Here is an 18,801-nt window from a genome sequence, read left to right on the forward strand (position 1 = left end):
CTGTTTATGTTTAGTGCATTAGCAACAGTCTCTGGCAGCGCCATCATCGGCGTTCACCCGCAGCAGGAGGCAGAAGTGATATTGATCAATGGCAATCCGGTCGAGAGCATTGCGGCCACCGATCGCGGGCTGGCATACGGTGATGGCTGTTTTACCACTGGGCGAGTGCGAGCCGGCCGTTTGCAGCTCGAACAAGCGCACGTAGAGCGATTGTGGCTAGCTTGTGAGCGTCTGTTTATGACGCCGCCAGAGAGGGAGCTATTGCTGCGTGAGATCCGTCAGCAAGCCGAGCAGGTGCAAGAGGGTGTGCTTAAAGTATTACTGACCCGTGGCAGTGGTGGACGCGGTTATAGCGCGCAAGGCTGTCACCAAACGCAGCGCATTATTTTTACCTCTGCATGGCCAGCGCATTATACCAGCTGGCAAACGCACGGCATTGTGCTGGGGGATAGCAGTATTGCACTGTCTTGCCAGCCGTTACTGGCGGGGATCAAACACCTGAATCGCCTAGAGCAAGTCTTGATCCGGCGCGAGATTGACCAACAGGGCTGGGATGAAGCCGCTGTGCTTGACACTGAGGGGCGGCTGGTGGAATGCTGTGCGGCCAATCTGCTATGGCGCTGTGGTGATACTGTTTTTACCCCACGCCTTGAGCGTGCGGGAGTCAGTGGGATCATGCGAGGGGCCATCATGGCGTATCTCGCGTCCTGCGGGCAGACATGTCTCGAAGTGGATACCACACGTGCGGCCCTCGGTGAGGCTGACGAAATTTTATTATGCAATGCGCTACTACCGGTGGTTCCGGTGCGTATTTACCGGCAACGTGAGTTACATGACTTCACGTTATGTCGGCAACTCCAACGTTTTTTGGACGATAGTTTGTGATGAAGAAAATCGCCCTTGCTGGCCTGATAGTTGTCGCGCTGGCAGCTGCAGTGGCTTATTCGTTGTATTCTCGGATCCTCGGTTTTGCTGAGCAGCCGTTGAATCCTGATTCGGCAGAATTATTGACTGTTAAACCCGGTACTGGGCGTGTCGCGCTGGCCAGCTTGCTGGAAGAGCAAAAATTAGTGGCCGATGCGCAGTGGCTGCCGTGGCTATTACGCGTTGATCCTTCCTTGGCCCATTATAAGGCGGGCACATACCGCCTGACGCCGGGTATGACGGTGCGTCAATTGATGCAATTGCTGGTCAGTGGTCGTGAGGCGCAGTTCAGCATTCGTTTTATCGAAGGCACCCGCTTTAGTGAGTGGTTACCGATTTTGCAGCAAGCGCCTTATTTAGAGCATGATCTGCAAGGGCTGACCAACACAGAAATTGCGCAAAAGTTGGGCATCAAACAAGGCTCGGTGGAAGGTTGGTTATTCCCTGATACCTATCATTATGTAGCGGGCACCTCAGCCTTGGATATCTTGCGCCGCGCGCATCGCCGGATGGAAAAAGAGCTGACGGTAGCATGGGATGGCCGAGAAAAAGGTCTGCCGCTGCAGTCGCCGTATGAGATGTTAACGCTGGCTTCCATCATTGAAAAAGAGACGGCGATTGAGTCTGAACGCACACGGGTGAGCTCGGTGTTTGTTAATCGCTTGCGTTTGGGGATGCGTTTGCAAACTGACCCGACCGTGATCTACGGGATGGGGGAGCAGTATAACGGCAATATAACCCGTAAAGATTTACAAACGCCAACGGCGTACAATACCTACACCATTAATGGATTACCGCCGACGCCGATTGCCATGCCGGGATTAGCCTCTTTGAATGCGGCGGCGCATCCAGATACCACTCAGTATCTGTATTTTGTGGCCGATGGCTCGGGTGGCCATCAGTTTTCCACCAACCTGAATGCGCATAATCAGGCTGTACGTAATTACGTAAAACAATTAAGAGAGAAAAAACAGTGACCGGTAAATTCATCGTCATCGAAGGACTGGAAGGCGCGGGCAAAACCACGGCACAAAACACAGTCATACAGACCTTACGGGCTCGTGGTATTGCGGATTTGGTCTTTACCCGTGAGCCGGGCGGGACGCCGCTGGCGGAGCGTTTGCGTAGCTTGATCAAAGAAGGTCATCCAGACGAGCCGTTGACTGATAAAGCTGAGGTGCTGATGCTGTATGCCGCGCGCGTTCAGTTGGTGGAGAACGTGATTTTACCGGCAATGGCACGTGGTGCGTGGGTTATTGGCGATCGCCATGATTTGTCCTCTCAAGCCTATCAGGGCGGTGGCCGTCAGATTGATCCGGTGCTGTTGCAAACCTTGCGCGATACCGTGCTGGGGGATTTTCGCCCAGACCTGACCTTGTATTTGGATATTGCACCTGCACTTGGTTTACAGCGCGCACGACAGCGCGGTGAATTGGACCGGATTGAACAGCAAGACTTGTCGTTCTTTGAGCGTACCCGTGTCCGCTATCTTGAGCTGGCGAAAAATGATCCGAATACTTGCATCATTGATGCGGGTCAGGCGCTGCCCGTGGTGACAGCGGCGATTGAAGCGACACTGAACCAGTGGCTCGATGCTCAGGGGCTCTGAGATGTATTATCCGTGGCTGAGTGCTGACTATCAGCAGATTATGCACGGTTACCTGCGCGGTCAGGGGCACCATGCACTGTTGCTGCGCACCTTACCCGGTCTGGGCTTGGATGCACTGGCGCGTGCGTTAGCTGTGCGCTTGCTCTGCATGCAGCCAGTGGGTGAGCAGCCGTGTGGGCATTGTCATAGCTGTCAGTTAATGGCGGCGGGTAATCATCCTGATTTTTATCAGCTTGAGCCGGAAAGCGGCAAAAGCCAGATAGGGATCGAGCGAGTACGGCAAGTCTGCGAAAAGCTCTATACCCACGCCCAGCAAGGCGGCGCTAAAGTGATTTGGATGCCGGATGCCGGACGTTTGAATGAAGCATCGGCCAATGCGCTGCTCAAAACACTGGAAGAGCCACCGGCGAATACATTTTTTATTCTTGGTTTGGATGAATCGGCCAGTTTGCTGCCGACCATTGCGAGCCGTTGCCAACGTTGGCGTTTAACGGTGCCGAACGAGTTGCAAGCCCTTGGCTGGATGCAGCAGCAACCGCAGGCGAGTGGATTTAATCATGCGCAAGCACTGCAAGCGTTACGTTTGAGCCGCGGTGCGCCACTGGCGGCGCTAGACTTGCTTGCCGGTAATCATATGCAGCGCCGGGCAGATGTGTTGCAGGGGCTGTTGTTGTTTTTGCAAACATCGGATGTGCCAACCTTTATTGCGCAGTTGGTGAAAGAGAATCCAGTCGAAAATTTGAGTTGGATTATTAGCCTGTTACTGGAAACCAGTGGATTAGCATTGGGAAGCCAAACGGTGCGCATTAATCAAGATATGCAACCGGTGATGGAGCAACTGCTGCAGCGAATTGATGTGGTGACGTTGCAGCATTGGCTACAGGCGCTGACTGCGCTGCGCCATGAATTATTGACATCAGGCAGCTTGAATAGCGAATTGCTATTAACCACTTTGTGGCTGCGTCTGAGTAGTGATATCTGAGGAGTTTCCCTTGTTTCTGATCGATTCCCATTGCCATCTGGATGGGCTGAATTATAACGATCTGCATAAGGACGTGGATGCGGTACTGGATAAAGCGCGCGAGTGTGGAGTACAGCATTTTTTGAGTGTCGGAGTGACCTTAACCCGCTATCAGGCATTAAAAGCGCTGGTCGGCCATCGTCGTGATGTTTCTTTGTCATGCGGCGTACACCCACTGGATCTGGATGAGCCGTTTGATGCTGTCGCGTTTCGTGAGCTGGCGGCAGAGTCGCAAGTTGTAGCCATTGGCGAAACCGGTCTGGACTACTTTTACAGCGAAGATACCGTTGCTTTGCAGCAAGAGGTGTTCCGTGAGCACATTCGTACTGCGCGGGCAGTGAATAAGCCGCTGATTATCCACACCCGTGATGCGCGTGAGGATACATTACGTATTTTGCGTGAAGAGCAGGCGCAAGAATGCGGTGGGGTGATCCACTGCTTTACCGAAGATGCTGATTTTGCGCGTCAGGCGATGGAGCTGGGCTTTTATATCTCGGTGTCAGGGATCATCACCTTCCGTAATGCGGAAGCGCTGCGTGAAGCGATCCGTGAAGTGCCGTTGGCGCGCTTACTGGTGGAGACAGACTCACCGTATTTGGCCCCAGTACCGCACCGTGGTAAAGAAAATCAGCCGGCGTTTGTTCGTGACGTGGCTGAGTATCTGGCGGTGTTGAAAGGCGTTTCTGTGGAGACCCTTGCGCAAGCAACGACGGAGAACTTCTGTCGCTTGTTTGCTACGGCGCAGGTTGAGCGTAGCTGATATCCGCTGTTATCACAGTGCTCATTTGAGCGCCTGATAGGGCAGGGGCAAACGGGAGTTTGCTACCTGCCTTTTTATCGTCAAAAGTTTGTCTTTTGTCTTTTGTCTTTTTAATCTTTATTTTGCTGTTGTCCTCTGCCACTCATTATTTACGACTGAGTGTTGTATAAATAGCATTCCCTTCTTATATCGCTTGCCAACCGTAGGCGTTGTTTCGCGCTTTACTCCTGATTGCGCCCGATTATTACATCCAATGACATGAGTTTGGATGCATAGCCGATTGATTAATGCGCAATTTGCGCGTCGTGAAACGGTATTTTTGTCTTTGCGCTGAAAAAATAGGCGGTTCGGAAGCGATTGCGCTAATAGCTAAGCATGCACTGCTCATTAGGCCGGTATTTTTGTTCTTTGGGTGTAAAATTATTGTGACGTCGGAGCGTTTGTCGAAGAACGGGATTAGCAGGAATAGCGATAATCTATTATTATTAGGCGTAAAATAAATCGGTGCACATTAAATCGGCAGTGAGTGAATGTTATTTTTTGAGAAAAAATATGTCATTTACTTTCAGCTTTTAGTGTTCAAACCGCAATCGCTGAATGTGACAGATATGCCAGCGTATGCGGGCGAGAATCGCACCAAACCTGACAACATAACATTTTATAAAAAGTTTTTTCGCTAAAAATAATTACTTTAGGGCGTGAAATATTTAATTTGTGAAGTTTGAAGGCTTTTGGAGCGGCTGTTTGGACCCAAACTGAGATGTGATCAAGCTAAAAGAAATGCGAACTGGTGATTTGTCGGCTTATTTTAATATGACAGCCGTCAAACAATATCGACATTTATTTTTCTATTATGTCACTAAATTACAAACAGAGTTCTTGGTAATAACTGTAATAATAAAAACCTCTTAGTAACATACTCACTCAGGAGCACATACTCACATGATAAAGGATGCATTCGCTGGCCTACAAAAGGTAGGTAAAGCACTGATGCTGCCAGTATCGGTTCTGCCGGTTGCTGGTATTTTGCTCGGTGTCGGTGCCGCTAACTTCAGCTGGCTGCCGGAAATTGTCTCTAACATTATGGAGCAGGCTGGTGGTTCCGTATTCGGCCAGATGCCTCTTCTGTTCGCCATCGGTGTAGCTCTGGGCTTTACCAATAACGATGGTGTTGCTGCGCTGGCGGCGACCGTCGGTTACGGCGTAATGGCTGCAACACTGACCGTAATGGCCGGTGTGATGGGCGTTGAGAAGATCGATACCGGGGTTCTCGGTGGTATTCTCGCCGGTGCCCTAGCAGGCTATATGTTTAACCGCTTCTACCGCATTCAGTTGCCAGATTATCTGGGCTTCTTTGCGGGTAAGCGCTTCGTACCTATCATCACTGCGTTTACCTGTATCGTACTGGGCGTAGTGCTGTCAGTGGTATGGCCTCCAATCGGTGCCGGTATCCAAGCGTTCTCTAACTGGGCTGTGCACCAGAACCCTGCTATGGCGTTCGGTATCTACGGCGTGGTTGAGCGTTCTCTGATCCCATTCGGTCTGCACCACATCTGGAACGTACCGTTCTTCTATCAAGCCGGTGAAGCTTGTGTGGTGAACAGTAAGGTTGTGGCAGCGATTACCTCTGAGCCTGCGTGTCTGGCAGAAGGTGGTAAGTGGATCACTGGTGAAATTCAGCGCTACCTGATGGGTGACCCAACTGCAGGTAACATGGCTGGTGGCTACATGTTCAAAATGTGGGGCCTGCCTGCTGCTGCTATCGCTATGTGGCACACTGCTAAGCCAGAAAACCGCGCTAAGATCGGTGGTATCATGATTTCAGCTGCGCTGACTTCATTCCTGACCGGTATTACCGAACCAATCGAATTTGCGTTCATGTTCGTAGCGCCAGTGCTGTATATCATCCACGCACTGCTGGCTGGCTCTGCATACGTCCTGCTGATCCTGCTGGGCATGAAGCACGGTATGACTTTCTCCCACGGTGCGATCGACTTCGGTCTGTTCTATCACCTGTCTACTAATGGCTGGATGTTCTTCATCGTTGGTCCTATCTATGCTGCGATTTACTACATCGTATTCCGTGTAGCTATCGTTAAGCTGGATCTGAAAACGCCTGGTCGTGAAGACGAAACTGCTGATGCAAACGAAGCTTCTGGCTCCGAAATGGCGAAAGCACTGGTTGAAGCCTTTGGTGGTAAAGAAAACATCACTAGCTTGGATGCCTGTATCACACGTCTGCGTGTGGGTGTGGCAGATGTATCCAAGGTTGACCAAGCTGGTCTGAAGAAACTGGGTGCTGCGGGCGTGGTTGTTGCCGGCTCCGGTGTGCAGGCTATCTTCGGTACTAAGTCTGACAACCTGAAAACTGATATGGACATCTACATGCGTGGTAACTAATTACCCGCAGTGATGTGCAATCACGTAAGCGAAAGAAAAAGGAGCCTAAGGGCTCCTTTTTTGTTTTGCTGTTTTTTTAATGATGGGGGATGAGAGATAAAAAAATCCCCTGCAAGCAGGGGACTGAAGATTAGAGTGTCACGAGTGAAAAGCGATTAGCCACGATTATTAACCACGATTAAAGCGCAGACGCTGCCCTGGACGAGCGGTAGTGTGAGCCGCATTGCGGAACACCACTTCGCCGTTAACCAATGTGGTATCAATGCGCGCAGGGAAGGTATGGCCTTCAAACGGAGACCAGCCGCACTGATAGAACAGGTTTTCTTTGTTGACGGTAAATGGTGAGTCCAGATCAACAAAGGTTAAATCCGCCCAGTATCCTTCACGCAGATAGCCGCGATCTTGCAGTTGGAAACGTTCGGCTACGGCATGACTGGTTTTTTGCACCAGCAATTCCAGTGACAACGCGCCTTGACGATGCAAGTCAAACAGTGCCAGCAACGGATGCTGTACTAACGGCAGACCCGATGGCGCGCCGAAGTAAGTATTTTGCTTTTCATCCCAAGTATGAGGCGCGTGGTCGGTGGCGATAATATCAATCACGCCATTACGCACCGCTTCTTGCAATGCCAGCTGGTCTTCCACGCCTTTAATCGCTGGGTTGCACTTAATCAAGTGGCCTAAGCGGTCATAATCATTTTCGTTATAGAACAGGTGGTGTACGCAGGCTTCGGCGGTGATTTGCTTTTTACGCAGATCTTCCAGTGTTGGCGCGGCCTCAAACAGCGCCAGCTCTTCTTTGGTGGTGATGTGCAAAACGTGCAGACGTGTACCGTGCTTTTTCGCCAGCTCGACAGCCAGACGTGATGACTTCAAGCACGCAGCAGCGGAGCGAATGCGGCCATGTTCACGGGCTGGCACATCGTCGCCGAAGCGCGCTCGATACTCATCCTCCAGCAATTTGATCGATGGCGTATCTTCGCAGTGAGTGGCGATCAGCACGGGGCTTTCAGCAAAAATGGCGGCTAAGGTATCGGCATTATCCACCAGCATGTTACCGGTAGATGCGCCCATGAAAATCTTCACGCCACAGGCCTGATCGACTGATAAACGACGGATTTCATCCAGGTTATCGTTGGTCGCCCCGAGGTAGAAGCTGAAGTTAGCCACGGAAGAGCTTGCTGCCCGCGCGTATTTATCTTCCAGCGCTTGCAGATTGGTGGTTTGCGGGTTGACGTTCGGCATTTCCATGTAGGAAGTCACGCCACCGGCGACAGCGGCGCGCGATTCGCTGGCAATGGTGCCCTTTAGCGGGAAGCCAGGCTCACGAAAATGCACTTGGTCATCAATCATCCCCGGAATAAGCAGCTTCCCTTTTGCATCAATGATTTCGGCATTGTCCGCCGCACTGATGCTGCTGCTGATGTGACTGATACGGCCATCTTTAATCAGCATGTCGCCTTCACTACGGCGGCCTTCGTTGATCATGGTGGCATTTTTTATCAATAACGTCGTCATTGCTTACATCCTTTCCGCAGAATTTGCCTAACTATACTGGAATTGAAATCGGGCGGGGAGTGTAATTTGTGCCTTGGTTTACTGGATATGCAATCGTTTGGTCAGGATCGCAAACAAGGTCTTGCCAGCGAGCTAACTGATTGAGCGTGGAGGCTTTCGCTATGTGGCGAGATAGCGAGGGGAAGATGTTTGCGCGCATAGCTAAATGCTGTGCGATATAAGGCCGGAGTTTGCCTAAATAAAGCGCCGAGCAAGCCCGGCGCGACAATTAGCGGGATTAACAGAGGTTACAATACGAACTGACGTACCAAGGTTTCTTGGGATGCCGCCAGATTTTCCAGTTGGGTACTGTTACCGGCCATTTGCTCGATGCTGGCAAAGTTCTGGTCGGCCAGCCGCGAGATCTCTTCCAGATTACGGGCGATATCGGTTGAGGTGGCTTCTTGCTCGGTCGCGGCATTGGCGATTTGTGAGTTCATATCGCTAATCTGGCCCAGACCATCGGCGATCACTTTCATCGCTGCGCCAGTTTGGGTGGTCTGGCTGGTGCTGAGCGCCATATCATTTAAGCAGCCTTCAACCGTATTGAGCGCCGAGCGGGTGCCGTTTTGCAGCTCGGAGATCATTTGCTCGATTTGGCCGGTGGAATCTGTGGTGCGCTTAGCTAGGACCCGCACCTCGTCGGCTACCACCGCAAAGCCGCGGCCCATATCACCTGCGCGTGCCGCTTCGATGGCGGCGTTGAGTGCCAGCAAGTTGGTCTGATCGGCAATGCTGCGGATCACATCCAAGATGGAGCCAATCTTCTCACTCATACCCGCCACGGTTTTGACCACGGCTGCCGTGCTTTGCAGGCGATCAGAGAGCTGTTGGGTGGTATGCACATTTTCCTGTACTAGCGCATCACTTTGCGTCACGGTGGCTTCCAGTTGCAGGACCTGATCCAGCGTATGATTCACGCTACGGGCAATCTCTTTAACCGAGTGCTCCATCTGTGACATAGCCGTGGCGACACTGGCGGTTTGTTCGCGCTGTGACTCCACCGCGGCTTTGGCGACCGTAGCGTTATCCTGATTCAGCAATGTCACATGGGTTAGCTGGGTTGAGGAGTGAGAGATCTGCTCCAAGATATGGTGCAGCTGTGCCACCATCTTGTTGATGTGCTCGGCAATCAAGCCAAACTCGTTATCACTGCTGACCGCCACGCGTTCGGTCATGTTACCGCGCTCAATGTTGCGCAAGGTTTGTAAGATGGCTTGAACCGGTTTGCGCACTGAGCGTGCCAGTAACCAGCCGGTGATGACAGCGATCAGCACTACAGCAAGTGATAGCGCACTGGCTACCCAGAAACTGCGTTTGTAGCTGGTATCCGCTTGTTCCGCCAGCAATGACATATGATTTTTCGCGTTGTCGCGCAGCGTTTGCAGCATGCCGAGCGCTTGCTCTAAGGCGGCAGATAGCGCCGCGATGTCTTGATTGACTTGCTGTTCTTGCAAGATGAAATCGTAGTGCTGTTGTAAGACGCCATTTTTGCGTCCGGCATCGGTCAGGAAGGCTTCAAACATCTCACCATAGCGCTCGCCCAGCATCGGGACTTGCGCGACTAAGCCTTTAAAGGCGTAGCCAAGGCGGCCAATGTTGACTTTGTTGGCTTTCATCGCTTTTTCGATGGCGGCCGGATCTTGGCTGGCCAGTGCATCGGAGGTGGTTTGATCCATCTCGCGTAAGCTATTGAAAAATGAGCCGCTGGTGAGTTTGATGACTTCGTTGTCACCGTTATCAATCAGCGTTTTCAGGCCGTATTGCAGCTCCATCTTTTTATTTTGGAAGCTTTGCACTGCCGCGCTGATGGTCTGGCGACCACGTAAAATCGCATCATATTGCTGGAAGGTTTGTAACGCGGGCGCAAAGTAGTGTTTTTCGACCTCCGCCAACTGGGAAACCGGCATATTTTCATGCTCGGCATTGAGTTGCTTGAACTCTTCGAGTTGTTGCAGGTAATCACGATTTCCCTGCTCAAATGCGCTTTGGCTGCTAGAAAGCAGCGCAGGATCGCGGCTGGCGACAAACGATTTGAGCCATTTGTCAGCGGTGAGTAAGGACAAGGTCAGCTCAGAAGCGACCTCGGTGACCGGCACAGCCTCTTGCGTGACTTCGTCCAGACTGTATTTCATCTGGCCAGAGACATTCAGTGCAAACAGGTTAGCCGCAATGAATGCCGCTACCAGTACCACAAAACCGATCACCATATGGCGAATCACAGAAGCGTTTTTTTTCTTGTCCATAGAATTCAACATCACAGATATGAATGTGCGACATCCGGTATCATGCTTACTGTTTATGGTAAACATAGCCTGTAAGTACAGAAGAGGGTCTGCCTGACCTTCTTTAATTCGGGTATCGGCAGGGCGGCAAGCGTGTTGAATTGTAACGGTAACTGGCGTGTTGGTTTTTCGAGACAAATAACGAATTTGCAACCTCGTTTCAGACAACTTGCAGTAATGTGACACCGTTGTATGCACCGGCTAAGTCAGCCATACTAACCGGCATTGTGAATGACTGAGCGTTATGGCTAAAGTGAGGGGAGTGAGTCATGCCAGAAGAAACTATTTTCAGTAAAATTATCCGCCGCGAGATCCCATCGGATGTGGTGTACCAAGATGAACTGGTGACCGCATTTCGTGATATTAGCCCACAGGCGCCGACTCACATTCTGATTGTGCCCAATCATCTGATCCCAACCACCAATGATGTGCAGGCGCAAGATGAGCTGGCCTTGGGTCGTATGATCACCGCCGCGGCCAAGATTGCAGCGGCAGAAGGCATTGCCGAAGATGGCTACCGTTTAGTGATGAACTGTAACCGTCACGCCGGTCAGGAGGTGTTCCATATTCACATGCACCTGCTGGGTGGCCGTCCGTTAGGGCCACTGCTGGCCCGCTAAAGCACGCATTCGTGCGGCTTAAGGGAAAACATAATGCGCCGGCCGATGTCCGGCGCTGTTATTATTGGGATGTATCGCTGACTTATGTATCAGAGCGTATGTCTCAGTGCTTAAGTATCAATTAAGTATCAAGAAGAGCAGCAAACAGTGACTGTGAGCCAAAAGATTTCGCACTTTTATCCGCGTCGCACCCTAGCCATTGTAGGTTGGTTTATGTGCGCACTGCTTTCTGGGTGTGCTAGCCGAGGATTTACTGGCTTTGAGGTCGCGCAGCAGCCATTAGTGTTGGCCGATGCCGCCTTGAGCGAGCAGGTGAACGTGCAAAGCCATCGTGAAGGATTTGGCCAGCCACTACGCGTCGGCATACAGCTGCAAAATCGTCAGGCGCAGCCGCTGACGCTGGAATACCGTTTGTACTGGTATGACGCGCAGGGCATTGAGCTGGATAATGATCCGACGCCATGGCAGCAAGTCACGCTGAGCGCGCATCAGGTCTGGACGACCCGTATCACCGCGCAAGAGCCGCAAGCCACATCCTATCGTTTGCATGTGCGCCCACTCAGTAAAGCGGCATCGCTGCCAACTGGCAATATTGCGCCATGAATGATGCGCAAGACTCGTTGGTGCATGAGCTAAAGTCACTGCCGTGTTGGCCAGCGCCGGTGCAGGCGATTCGTCCGTTAACTGGGTTATCCGGTGGTAGTCTATTGATTGAGCTGTGCGATGGGCGGCGCTATGTTGCACGTAGCCAAAATGCGCAGCTGCAGATGCAAGGTGTCAGTCGTGAGCGCGAGCGGCACCTGCTATGTGCAATTGGCGAGCAGGTTGCAAGTTCGGACTTTTTACCGCTGGTACTGTTTTACAATGCCCGTTGGTTGGTGGTGAGCTGGCTAGAAGGTTCGCCGTGGCCGCATACACTGGCTGACGATGCGTGCGCACAACGCCATCTTGTTACCTTGATGCGCCGCTTCCATCCGATTGATAGCGAACTGCAGCTAGATATTCCCAGCCGTTTGCAATTTTATCGTCAGCAACTTAGCGCAGAAAAACAACCTGAAGCGCTGTTTTCCCTGTGTGCGCGTTTTGCGTCTCTTCGCTCGCCCTGCTGGTGGTTTCCGGTGCTGGCACATCATGATATCCATCCCGGAAATTTAGTGTCTGATGGCGCTACACTGGCGCTGATTGACTGGGAATATGCAGCGCGCAGCCCCTTAGCCTGTGAGCTGATTTTGCTATTTGAGGCCAATGGGTTTAATCGCGCGCAGCGTCAGCAGTTTTGTCGTTATTACGCCGAGACTGTCTATCCTACCGAGACAGTGTATGCCGCTGATAGCGAGTGCGTTGGCTCATCGGCTACTGCGCAGGAGGATTGGTTACACCGGTTACAGCAGGATATCGTCAGCTGGCAGCCGTGGTGTGAAATGCTGATGGCGATGTGGAGTGCGATCCGCTTTGAGCAAACTGATGATGCGCAGTACGCTGTGTGGCGCGATAATTATCTAAAAGCTGCTGAGCAATCTTTAGGCAAGCGTGAGTAAAGGCGAAGAGTTTATCCCGATAGGCTGCTGGCTCTCATAGTTAGCGCTTCCTAACGGAATAGATTTTAAACGATGACGGGCGTGCTCGATTTAGGGGCATGCCGGTCAGTAGATTGGACAACCCCTTTGCTAACGGTGCGAAGAATAGACTGGCACGTAGCGATGGGTAAGAAAGGAGAGACAATGTGGGTCCGGTAATGCTCGATGTGCTCGGTTACGAGCTGGATGCCGAAGAGCGCGAAATTTTACGTCACCCGTTGGTGGGGGGCGTGATTTTCTTTGCCCGTAACTACCATGATCGTGAGCAGATGCAGGCATTGGTTAGCGATATTCGTCGCACGGTGCAGCGTCCGCTGTTACTGGCGGTGGATCAGGAAGGCGGGCGCGTTCAGCGTTTTCGTGATGGCTTCACGCGTTTACCTGCACCACAGGCATTTTCCGCGTTAAACAGCTGGCCACAGGCGCTGGAGCTGGCGTTTGAAAGTGGCTGGATGATGGCGGCGGAATTATTGGCGCTGGATATCGATCTGAGTTTTGCGCCAGTGCTGGATTTGGGCCATACCTGTGCGGCGATCGGTGATCGGGCGTTTGATGAAGACCCGAAAAAAGCGCTGGATCTGGCACGAAGCTATATCGATGGTATGCACTGTGCGGGGATGGCGGTAACCGGTAAGCACTTCCCTGGCCATGGTGCGGTATTGGCGGATTCACACAAAGAAACGCCGCGCGATAATCGCTCGAAAGAGGAGATTTTTAGCCGCGATATGTCATTGTTCCGTCAGTTAAATCAAGAAGGGCGTCTGGATGCGATGATGCCTGCACACGTCATCTATACCGATTGCGATCCACGGCCAGCCAGCGGCTCATCATACTGGTTGCAGGATGTGCTACGTAAAGAGTTGCAATTTGATGGCGTGATCTTCTCTGATGATTTGTCGATGGAAGGCGCGGCGGTCATGGGCTCCTACGCCGAGCGCGCTGCGGCATCATTAGCCGCAGGCTGTGACATGCTGTTGGTGTGCAATAATCGCGCGGGCGCGGTACAAGTGCTCGATACCTTGCCACATCAAACATCTGCGCGTATAGCGCGTCTGCTGCATAAGCCGGCTCCATCGCGCAGCGAATTGGAAGCCACTGCTCGTTGGATCAATGCCCATGAGCGTTTACAAAATCTGGCTGCTGCTTGGCAGGCGCATAAAGAACACATGAACGGCTAATTGTTACCCTGTTTATGCGTATTCTTTATTTGTGTTAATCGTATTGAGCGCGGTTTTTAACCGCGCTTTTTTGATAGCTGGCCTGAGCTATTTGCCAGTAAAAGCACGCATTTTACATTTCCAACCTTTGCCTTGCGCAATTGTGTGCAGATAAATTGCCGTTTTTATGTGTACAGTAAGATTGTATTAACCTCAACTCATAGCCTTATTGTAATGCGGCGCTGATTTTATTTTCTTTCTATACGTATTTATCCGCATAGGGCAACATTTCACATTTTTAATTGGCTATTGATTAACCTAGTTTTCAGGTTATGCGTATGTGTGTGATTCGTCTGATTGTATAACTATTCAACTAATTAATATAAAAGAAGAAAAATCATATTGAACGCTATGTTTATCTACCGACACGCTGGTTTTTTTATGGTTTGAATTGTATTATCAACGACCATGCTACAGGCGTAAGTCATCATTTATTCAGCCATCGGCTGATATCGAAAAATCAGGTTGTTGGGGTTCTATCCATAATGAAATGGGGAAAAAGACATATCAGCATTTGCGTGTGTATTTTTATTGTGCTGTTGAGTTCCCTGTTGTTACCCTCATTGCTCAATGAGCGGGTTGCCAAAGATATACTGATCTGGAAAATGGATAAGCTCGAGATCATGGCATTAAAACGCGATCAGCTGATTAAGCATACGATGATACAGGATATTGCAGATCTTAAATTTGATTGCGGTAAAGATGACATTGAAACATTGCGTAACTTGAACCTCTATAATAGCCAATTTCGGGTGCAAGGGATAAAGCTGGCTAACGGCTCAGGTTGTTCTAGTTTAGGCCCCGATCTGGATATTATTTCTCGGTCGCGAATGCAGCAATCTATGTATAAGCTGGATAACTATAATATCGGGATAACCAGTACAGCACAAAGCTATGGCGTGCATGGCGAGCAAGTTATTTTTGCTAATATCAACGGTAACTATGTTTATTGGGTGCTGAACGGTGCGTGGACTTACGAGCAATTACAGACACCATGCAAAGATTGTTTTTATATGGAGTATCATCCGAAATCATTGCAGTATAAAGCGCTCTCTTTCTCAACTGGCAATTATAGCATTTTAATGCAGCCGGAAGCGCAGCAACTCAGTGTTGCAAGGGAATATAATGGCATGATCTATAAACTCTATGCAGGGCAGGAGTTAATGGATTATACCTATGCCAAAATACAGAGCATAGTGTATCTATTTATCGTGATAGTATTGGGGTTAATGGGCTTCTTTTATGCCATCATTTTCAATTATCAAAAATCATTGAGTGGATTACTGCATACAGGGCTAAAACGTCGTGAGTTTGTGCCTTTTTATCAGCCTGTTGTGGATGCCTCCACCGATAAGGTTGTCGGTTTTGAGGCTTTACTGCGCTGGCAGCATAAAGGCGATACAATTTGCCCGAGCACCTTCATTGATTATGCTGAGAAAAAAGGCATCATTCTGCCAATTACTGAGCAATTGATGGAGCGTGTGATTGATGATTTGAAAAACATCCCAGACAGCTTGTGGGTGAGTATCAATGTGGTGCCTGAGCAGATAGAAAATGGTTCGCTGTATAAGATGTTGGCAAAAAATCGCTGGCCGTATAGCAATCGCTTATGCTTTGAAATTACTGAACGCATTAAAGTCGATGATTTTGAAACTGCTGCGCGAGAAATAGCCAAAATAAAATTGTTTGGTTATCGATTTAAGTTGGATGATTTTGGCACGGGTTATGGTGGGTTTTCCTATATTCAAAAACTGGGTGTGGATGAAATAAAAATTGATAAAATGTTTGTCGATACCATTGGTGTCGATGATCTTAAGCGTGATGTATTAGATTCGATTATTGCTTTTTCTAAAGAGTCACATATGGATGTGATTGCAGAAGGGGTAGAAACCAAAACGCAGCTCACGTATTTACTGGTGCGTGGAATTCATTTGATTCAGGGCTTTATATATGCCAAGCCGCTCTCTTTTGAGCATTTAAAAGTGTGGCTCACAGAACCCAGACGGCACTAATGGTAAATTAAGCATCATCGTGGATGAACTAATTTGCCGTGAACGGCCGAGGAGCCAATGAGCATTACCGATATACTGCACAGCCAAGACGTCTATTTTTGTACTGATGAAGCGCTAGCGCAAGCACAGCAACAGTGTCTGGAAATTCTGTATGACTTTAACCAGACACGCCCATCGGAGATGCCTCGGCGTCAGGCGCTACTTGAGCAGTTATTGGCCGAAGTGGGCACCGATTGTTACATCGAACCGCCGCTGCGGGCTAACTGGGGGCGACATACCCACCTTGGCCATCATGTGTATGCCAATTTTAACCTGACGCTGGTGGATGACACCCATATCTACATTGGTGATCACGTGATGATTGGGCCGAATGTGACGCTGGCGACAGCGGGTCATCCGATTGATCCCGAGTATCGCAAGCGCTTGGCGCAGTTTAACTTACCGGTGCGGATCGGGAACAATGTCTGGATTGGTGCCGGTTGCGTGGTGTTGCCGGGGGTTACCATTGGTGAAAACAGCGTGATTGGTGCTGGCAGCATTGTGACGCGAGATATTCCGGCCAATGTGGTGGCTTTCGGTAACCCATGCGCTGTGGTGCGACCGATCAGTGAGCGCGATCGTGAGTTTTACTATAAAGATCGTCGGATAACGTTGCCGCTGTCCTGATTTTCCCTCTTTTTAGCTTGTCGCGCAGGTCAGCACGTTGTTGGTTGGCCTGCGTATGTTTCGTTTTCTTCCTTCCATCCCATTTTCTCGCTTGTCTTCTGCCATTTGTGAGGCGGGATTTTATCTCTCGATGGCACGGCTATGCTTGATAGATTGGATTTGATGATTACATTTTATGCAAGCGTTAGCGAATCGTAACAATATAACGCTATGGTCGGCGCTGTTGTGACGATTATGCTGAGAAAACTCAAGCGCGAGGCGAAAGATTTCTGTATCGCGTGGAATCAAAACAGTAACTCAGAAATGGCTATATCAAACGCACGGAAAACGGGCGTGGAGGAAATATGACAACGCAACCTAGCAAGTTACCAACTCCAGATAATGCTGAGCACAATGCATTTTTCCCTTCAGCATTTTCGTTAAGTCAGTTTACCAGCTCTAAATCTGATCTCAGCGGGGCAGATTACGCCAAACCGTACCGCGGCAAGCACAAGATCTTGCTGATAGGCGCCGACGAGCGCTATTTGCCGACCGATACCGGTGCGCTGTTCTCAACCGGTAACCACCCAGTCGAAACGCTGTTGCCGATGTATCACTTGCATCAGGCCGGTTTTGAATTCGAGGTCGCGACGGTCTCCGGTTTGATGGTCAAGTTTGAACATTGGGCGATGCCGAACGAAGATGAGGCGATTGTCGGTTTGTATAACCACTATCTGCCACAGTTTATGCGCCCGCGTAAATTGCAGGATGTGGTCAGCCAGCTCACGCCAGATAGCGAGTATGCTGGGGTCTTTATTCCTGGTGGACATGGCGCGTTGATTGGTTTGCCAGCCAGTGAAGCGGTGGCTGAAACACTGCGTTGGGCATTGGCCAATGATCGTTATGTGATTTCTCTTTGCCATGGCCCAGCAGCATTTTTGGCGTTGTCGCACGGCGCAAACCCACTGCAAGGTTACGCGATTTGTGCCTTCCCAGATGCCGCCGATAAGCAAACCCCCGATATCGGGTATATGCCAGGGCAGTTAACCTGGTTCTTTGGTGAGCAGCTGCAGAAAATGGGGCTGACGCTGATGAACCAAGATATTACCGGGATGGTGCATAAAGACCGTAAAGTGCTGACTGGCGACAGCCCATTTGCCGCCAACGCATTGGGTAAACTGGCCGCCGAGGAGCTGCTCAAGGCTTACGTAGGCTAAGTTTCTCGTAATTTGGAAAACTGATTCCAAATACGGGCAAATGACCCAATAGGCACCAATGAAAAATAAGCCGGAGAGTGCACCCGTTGATAATAGGTGGGCTGTCCGGCTTTTTTATGGGTGATTCAGGTTATCAAGCAGGTTAAGCGGCGGGGCTCGGTGTGACGGGGAAGCGGTCATGCTGAACTATGAGCAAGCGTTACGTTTATGCACATGACATGTCATCAAATTACTCCCCATAAGCGATAGCAAATTTGCTTTTCTCCTCAAAACTTTATAACCCTTGTAATGATAGAGTGTCAGAGTAGGCGGTGTATCTACAGAGCCTTCTGGCCGCAAGCATCAGACAAGGAGTAACAAGCATGATCATCTATTTGCACGGGTTTGATTCAACCAGTCCGGGTAACCACGAAAAAGTACTGCAATTGCAGTTTATCGATCCGGATGTGCGGTTTATCAGTTACAGCACTTTGCACCCGCGGCATGACATGCAGCACCTGCTCAAAGAAGTGCACAAAGCAGTACAGCTGTGCGGTGATCAAAAACCACTGATTTGCGGTGTGGGGCTGGGGGGGTATTGGGCTGAGCGAATTGGCTACCTGTGCGGCTTACGTCAGGTGATGTTTAACCCGAATTTGCATCCCGAACAAAACATGACCGGAAAGATTGACCGGCCGGAAGAATATGAAGATATTGCGACCAAGTGTGTAGAAAACTTCCGTAAAAAAAATGAGGGAAATTGTCTGGTGATCCTTTCCACTCAGGATGAAGTGTTGGATAATCGGCTTACTCAGGAAGAGCTGAACGATTTTTACGAAATAGTCTGGGATGACAAGCAATCCCATAAATTTAAAAACATTTCTCATCACCTTCAGCGCATTAAGGCGTTTAAGCTGCAGGATTGAGGGGCGACCGGAACCGGTAAAAAATGCCCGTTCCGGTGACTCAGACGTGATG

The 18,801-nt window shown here is 50.3% G+C and carries 16 protein-coding genes; 14 read left to right on the forward strand and 2 right to left on the reverse strand.

Annotation, left to right across the window (positions count from 1 at the left end):
- Positions 1 to 75: 75 nt before the first annotated feature.
- The 6 genes from pabC (at position 76) to ptsG (ending at position 6,714) form a co-directional block, all read left to right on the forward strand.
- Positions 76 to 885 carry an aminodeoxychorismate lyase gene (gene pabC / locus LQ901_RS04940; RefSeq protein WP_370635677.1) on the forward strand — a complete coding sequence of 270 codons (810 nt, stop codon included), beginning with the start codon at positions 76 to 78 and terminating at the stop codon, positions 883 to 885.
- A complete protein-coding gene (gene mltG / locus LQ901_RS04945; RefSeq protein WP_064977903.1) occupies positions 885 to 1,901 on the forward strand; it encodes an endolytic transglycosylase MltG in 1,017 nt (338 codons plus the stop codon). Before pabC ends, mltG begins: the two co-directional genes overlap by 1 nt.
- Positions 1,898 to 2,533 (forward strand): dTMP kinase, encoded by a 636-nt coding sequence (tmk, locus tag LQ901_RS04950; RefSeq protein ID WP_112865763.1) that lies wholly within the window; start codon positions 1,898 to 1,900, stop codon positions 2,531 to 2,533. The genes mltG and tmk overlap by 4 nt, the downstream gene beginning before the upstream one ends.
- 1 nt (position 2,534) lies before the next feature.
- A complete protein-coding gene (gene holB / locus LQ901_RS04955) occupies positions 2,535 to 3,515 on the forward strand; it encodes a DNA polymerase III subunit delta' (protein ID WP_233672014.1) in 981 nt (326 codons plus the stop codon).
- 10 nt (positions 3,516 to 3,525) lie between these two features.
- Positions 3,526 to 4,314: a YchF/TatD family DNA exonuclease gene (locus tag LQ901_RS04960; protein ID WP_064977901.1), complete on the forward strand. Its 789-nt coding sequence runs from the start codon at positions 3,526 to 3,528 to the stop codon at positions 4,312 to 4,314.
- Between the two features lie 942 nt (positions 4,315 to 5,256).
- On the forward strand, positions 5,257 to 6,714 hold the full coding sequence (gene ptsG, locus LQ901_RS04965) for a PTS glucose transporter subunit IIBC (RefSeq protein ID WP_010863885.1): 1,458 nt from the start codon (positions 5,257 to 5,259) through the stop codon (positions 6,712 to 6,714).
- Between the two features lie 168 nt (positions 6,715 to 6,882).
- Here ptsG and LQ901_RS04970 read toward each other — a convergent pair whose 3' ends face one another.
- A complete protein-coding gene (locus tag LQ901_RS04970) occupies positions 6,883 to 8,232 on the reverse strand; it encodes a dihydroorotase (protein ID WP_233672015.1) in 1,350 nt (449 codons plus the stop codon).
- 287 nt (positions 8,233 to 8,519) lie between these two features.
- On the reverse strand, positions 8,520 to 10,517 hold the full coding sequence (locus LQ901_RS04975; RefSeq protein WP_167550136.1) for a methyl-accepting chemotaxis protein: 1,998 nt from the start codon (positions 10,515 to 10,517) through the stop codon (positions 8,520 to 8,522).
- 308 nt (positions 10,518 to 10,825) lie between these two features.
- Here LQ901_RS04975 and hinT point away from each other — a divergent pair, with 308 nt between their 5' ends.
- The 8 genes from hinT to ycfP all read left to right on the forward strand — a co-directional run bounded on the left by hinT (position 10,826) and on the right by ycfP (position 18,749).
- Complete coding sequence (gene hinT, locus LQ901_RS04980; protein ID WP_010863882.1) at positions 10,826 to 11,176, forward strand: purine nucleoside phosphoramidase; 351 nt, start codon at positions 10,826 to 10,828, stop codon at positions 11,174 to 11,176.
- A gap of 153 nt (positions 11,177 to 11,329) precedes the next feature.
- On the forward strand, positions 11,330 to 11,779 hold the full coding sequence (locus LQ901_RS04985) for a YcfL family protein (protein WP_178088367.1): 450 nt from the start codon (positions 11,330 to 11,332) through the stop codon (positions 11,777 to 11,779).
- The gene (locus LQ901_RS04990; protein WP_064977898.1) at positions 11,776 to 12,714 is read left to right on the forward strand and encodes a phosphotransferase; all 939 of its coding nucleotides are present in this window, start codon (positions 11,776 to 11,778) and stop codon (positions 12,712 to 12,714) included. Before LQ901_RS04985 ends, LQ901_RS04990 begins: the two co-directional genes overlap by 4 nt.
- 185 nt (positions 12,715 to 12,899) lie before the next feature.
- The gene (gene nagZ / locus LQ901_RS04995) at positions 12,900 to 13,931 is read left to right on the forward strand and encodes a beta-N-acetylhexosaminidase (protein ID WP_064977897.1); all 1,032 of its coding nucleotides are present in this window, start codon (positions 12,900 to 12,902) and stop codon (positions 13,929 to 13,931) included.
- Between the two features lie 524 nt (positions 13,932 to 14,455).
- Entirely contained in the window at positions 14,456 to 15,982 is a 1,527-nt protein-coding gene (locus LQ901_RS05000; protein WP_064977896.1) for an EAL domain-containing protein, read from the forward strand.
- 57 nt (positions 15,983 to 16,039) lie between these two features.
- Positions 16,040 to 16,648 (forward strand): sugar O-acetyltransferase, encoded by a 609-nt coding sequence (locus tag LQ901_RS05005; RefSeq protein ID WP_010863877.1) that lies wholly within the window; start codon positions 16,040 to 16,042, stop codon positions 16,646 to 16,648.
- Positions 16,649 to 16,992: 344 nt separating this feature from the next.
- The gene (gene hchA / locus LQ901_RS05010; RefSeq protein ID WP_064977895.1) at positions 16,993 to 17,844 is read left to right on the forward strand and encodes a glyoxalase III HchA; all 852 of its coding nucleotides are present in this window, start codon (positions 16,993 to 16,995) and stop codon (positions 17,842 to 17,844) included.
- A gap of 362 nt (positions 17,845 to 18,206) precedes the next feature.
- Complete coding sequence (gene ycfP, locus LQ901_RS05015) at positions 18,207 to 18,749, forward strand: alpha/beta hydrolase YcfP (RefSeq protein WP_010863875.1); 543 nt, start codon at positions 18,207 to 18,209, stop codon at positions 18,747 to 18,749.
- The last annotated feature ends 52 nt before the right edge of the window (positions 18,750 to 18,801 follow it).

It is taken from the genome of Plesiomonas sp. PI-19, assembly GCF_021368255.1.
Classification (GTDB): Bacteria; Pseudomonadota; Gammaproteobacteria; order Enterobacterales; family CAMTGL01; genus Plesiomonas; species Plesiomonas shigelloides.

Coding starts and splice junctions, on each gene's coding strand:
- ptsG (WP_010863885.1), top strand. CDS start 5,257: ATGATAAAGGATGCATTCGCTGGCCTACAAAAGGTAGGTAAAGCACTG.
- LQ901_RS04970 (WP_233672015.1), bottom strand. CDS start 8,232: ATGACGACGTTATTGATAAAAAATGCCACCATGATCAACGAAGGCCGC.
- mltG (WP_064977903.1), top strand. CDS start 885: ATGAAGAAAATCGCCCTTGCTGGCCTGATAGTTGTCGCGCTGGCAGCT.
- LQ901_RS04990 (WP_064977898.1), top strand. CDS start 11,776: ATGAATGATGCGCAAGACTCGTTGGTGCATGAGCTAAAGTCACTGCCG.
- holB (WP_233672014.1), top strand. CDS start 2,535: ATGTATTATCCGTGGCTGAGTGCTGACTATCAGCAGATTATGCACGGT.
- LQ901_RS05005 (WP_010863877.1), top strand. CDS start 16,040: ATGAGCATTACCGATATACTGCACAGCCAAGACGTCTATTTTTGTACT.
- hchA (WP_064977895.1), top strand. CDS start 16,993: ATGACAACGCAACCTAGCAAGTTACCAACTCCAGATAATGCTGAGCAC.
- LQ901_RS04975 (WP_167550136.1), bottom strand. CDS start 10,517: ATGGACAAGAAAAAAAACGCTTCTGTGATTCGCCATATGGTGATCGGT.
- hinT (WP_010863882.1), top strand. CDS start 10,826: ATGCCAGAAGAAACTATTTTCAGTAAAATTATCCGCCGCGAGATCCCA.
- ycfP (WP_010863875.1), top strand. CDS start 18,207: ATGATCATCTATTTGCACGGGTTTGATTCAACCAGTCCGGGTAACCAC.
- LQ901_RS05000 (WP_064977896.1), top strand. CDS start 14,456: ATGAAATGGGGAAAAAGACATATCAGCATTTGCGTGTGTATTTTTATT.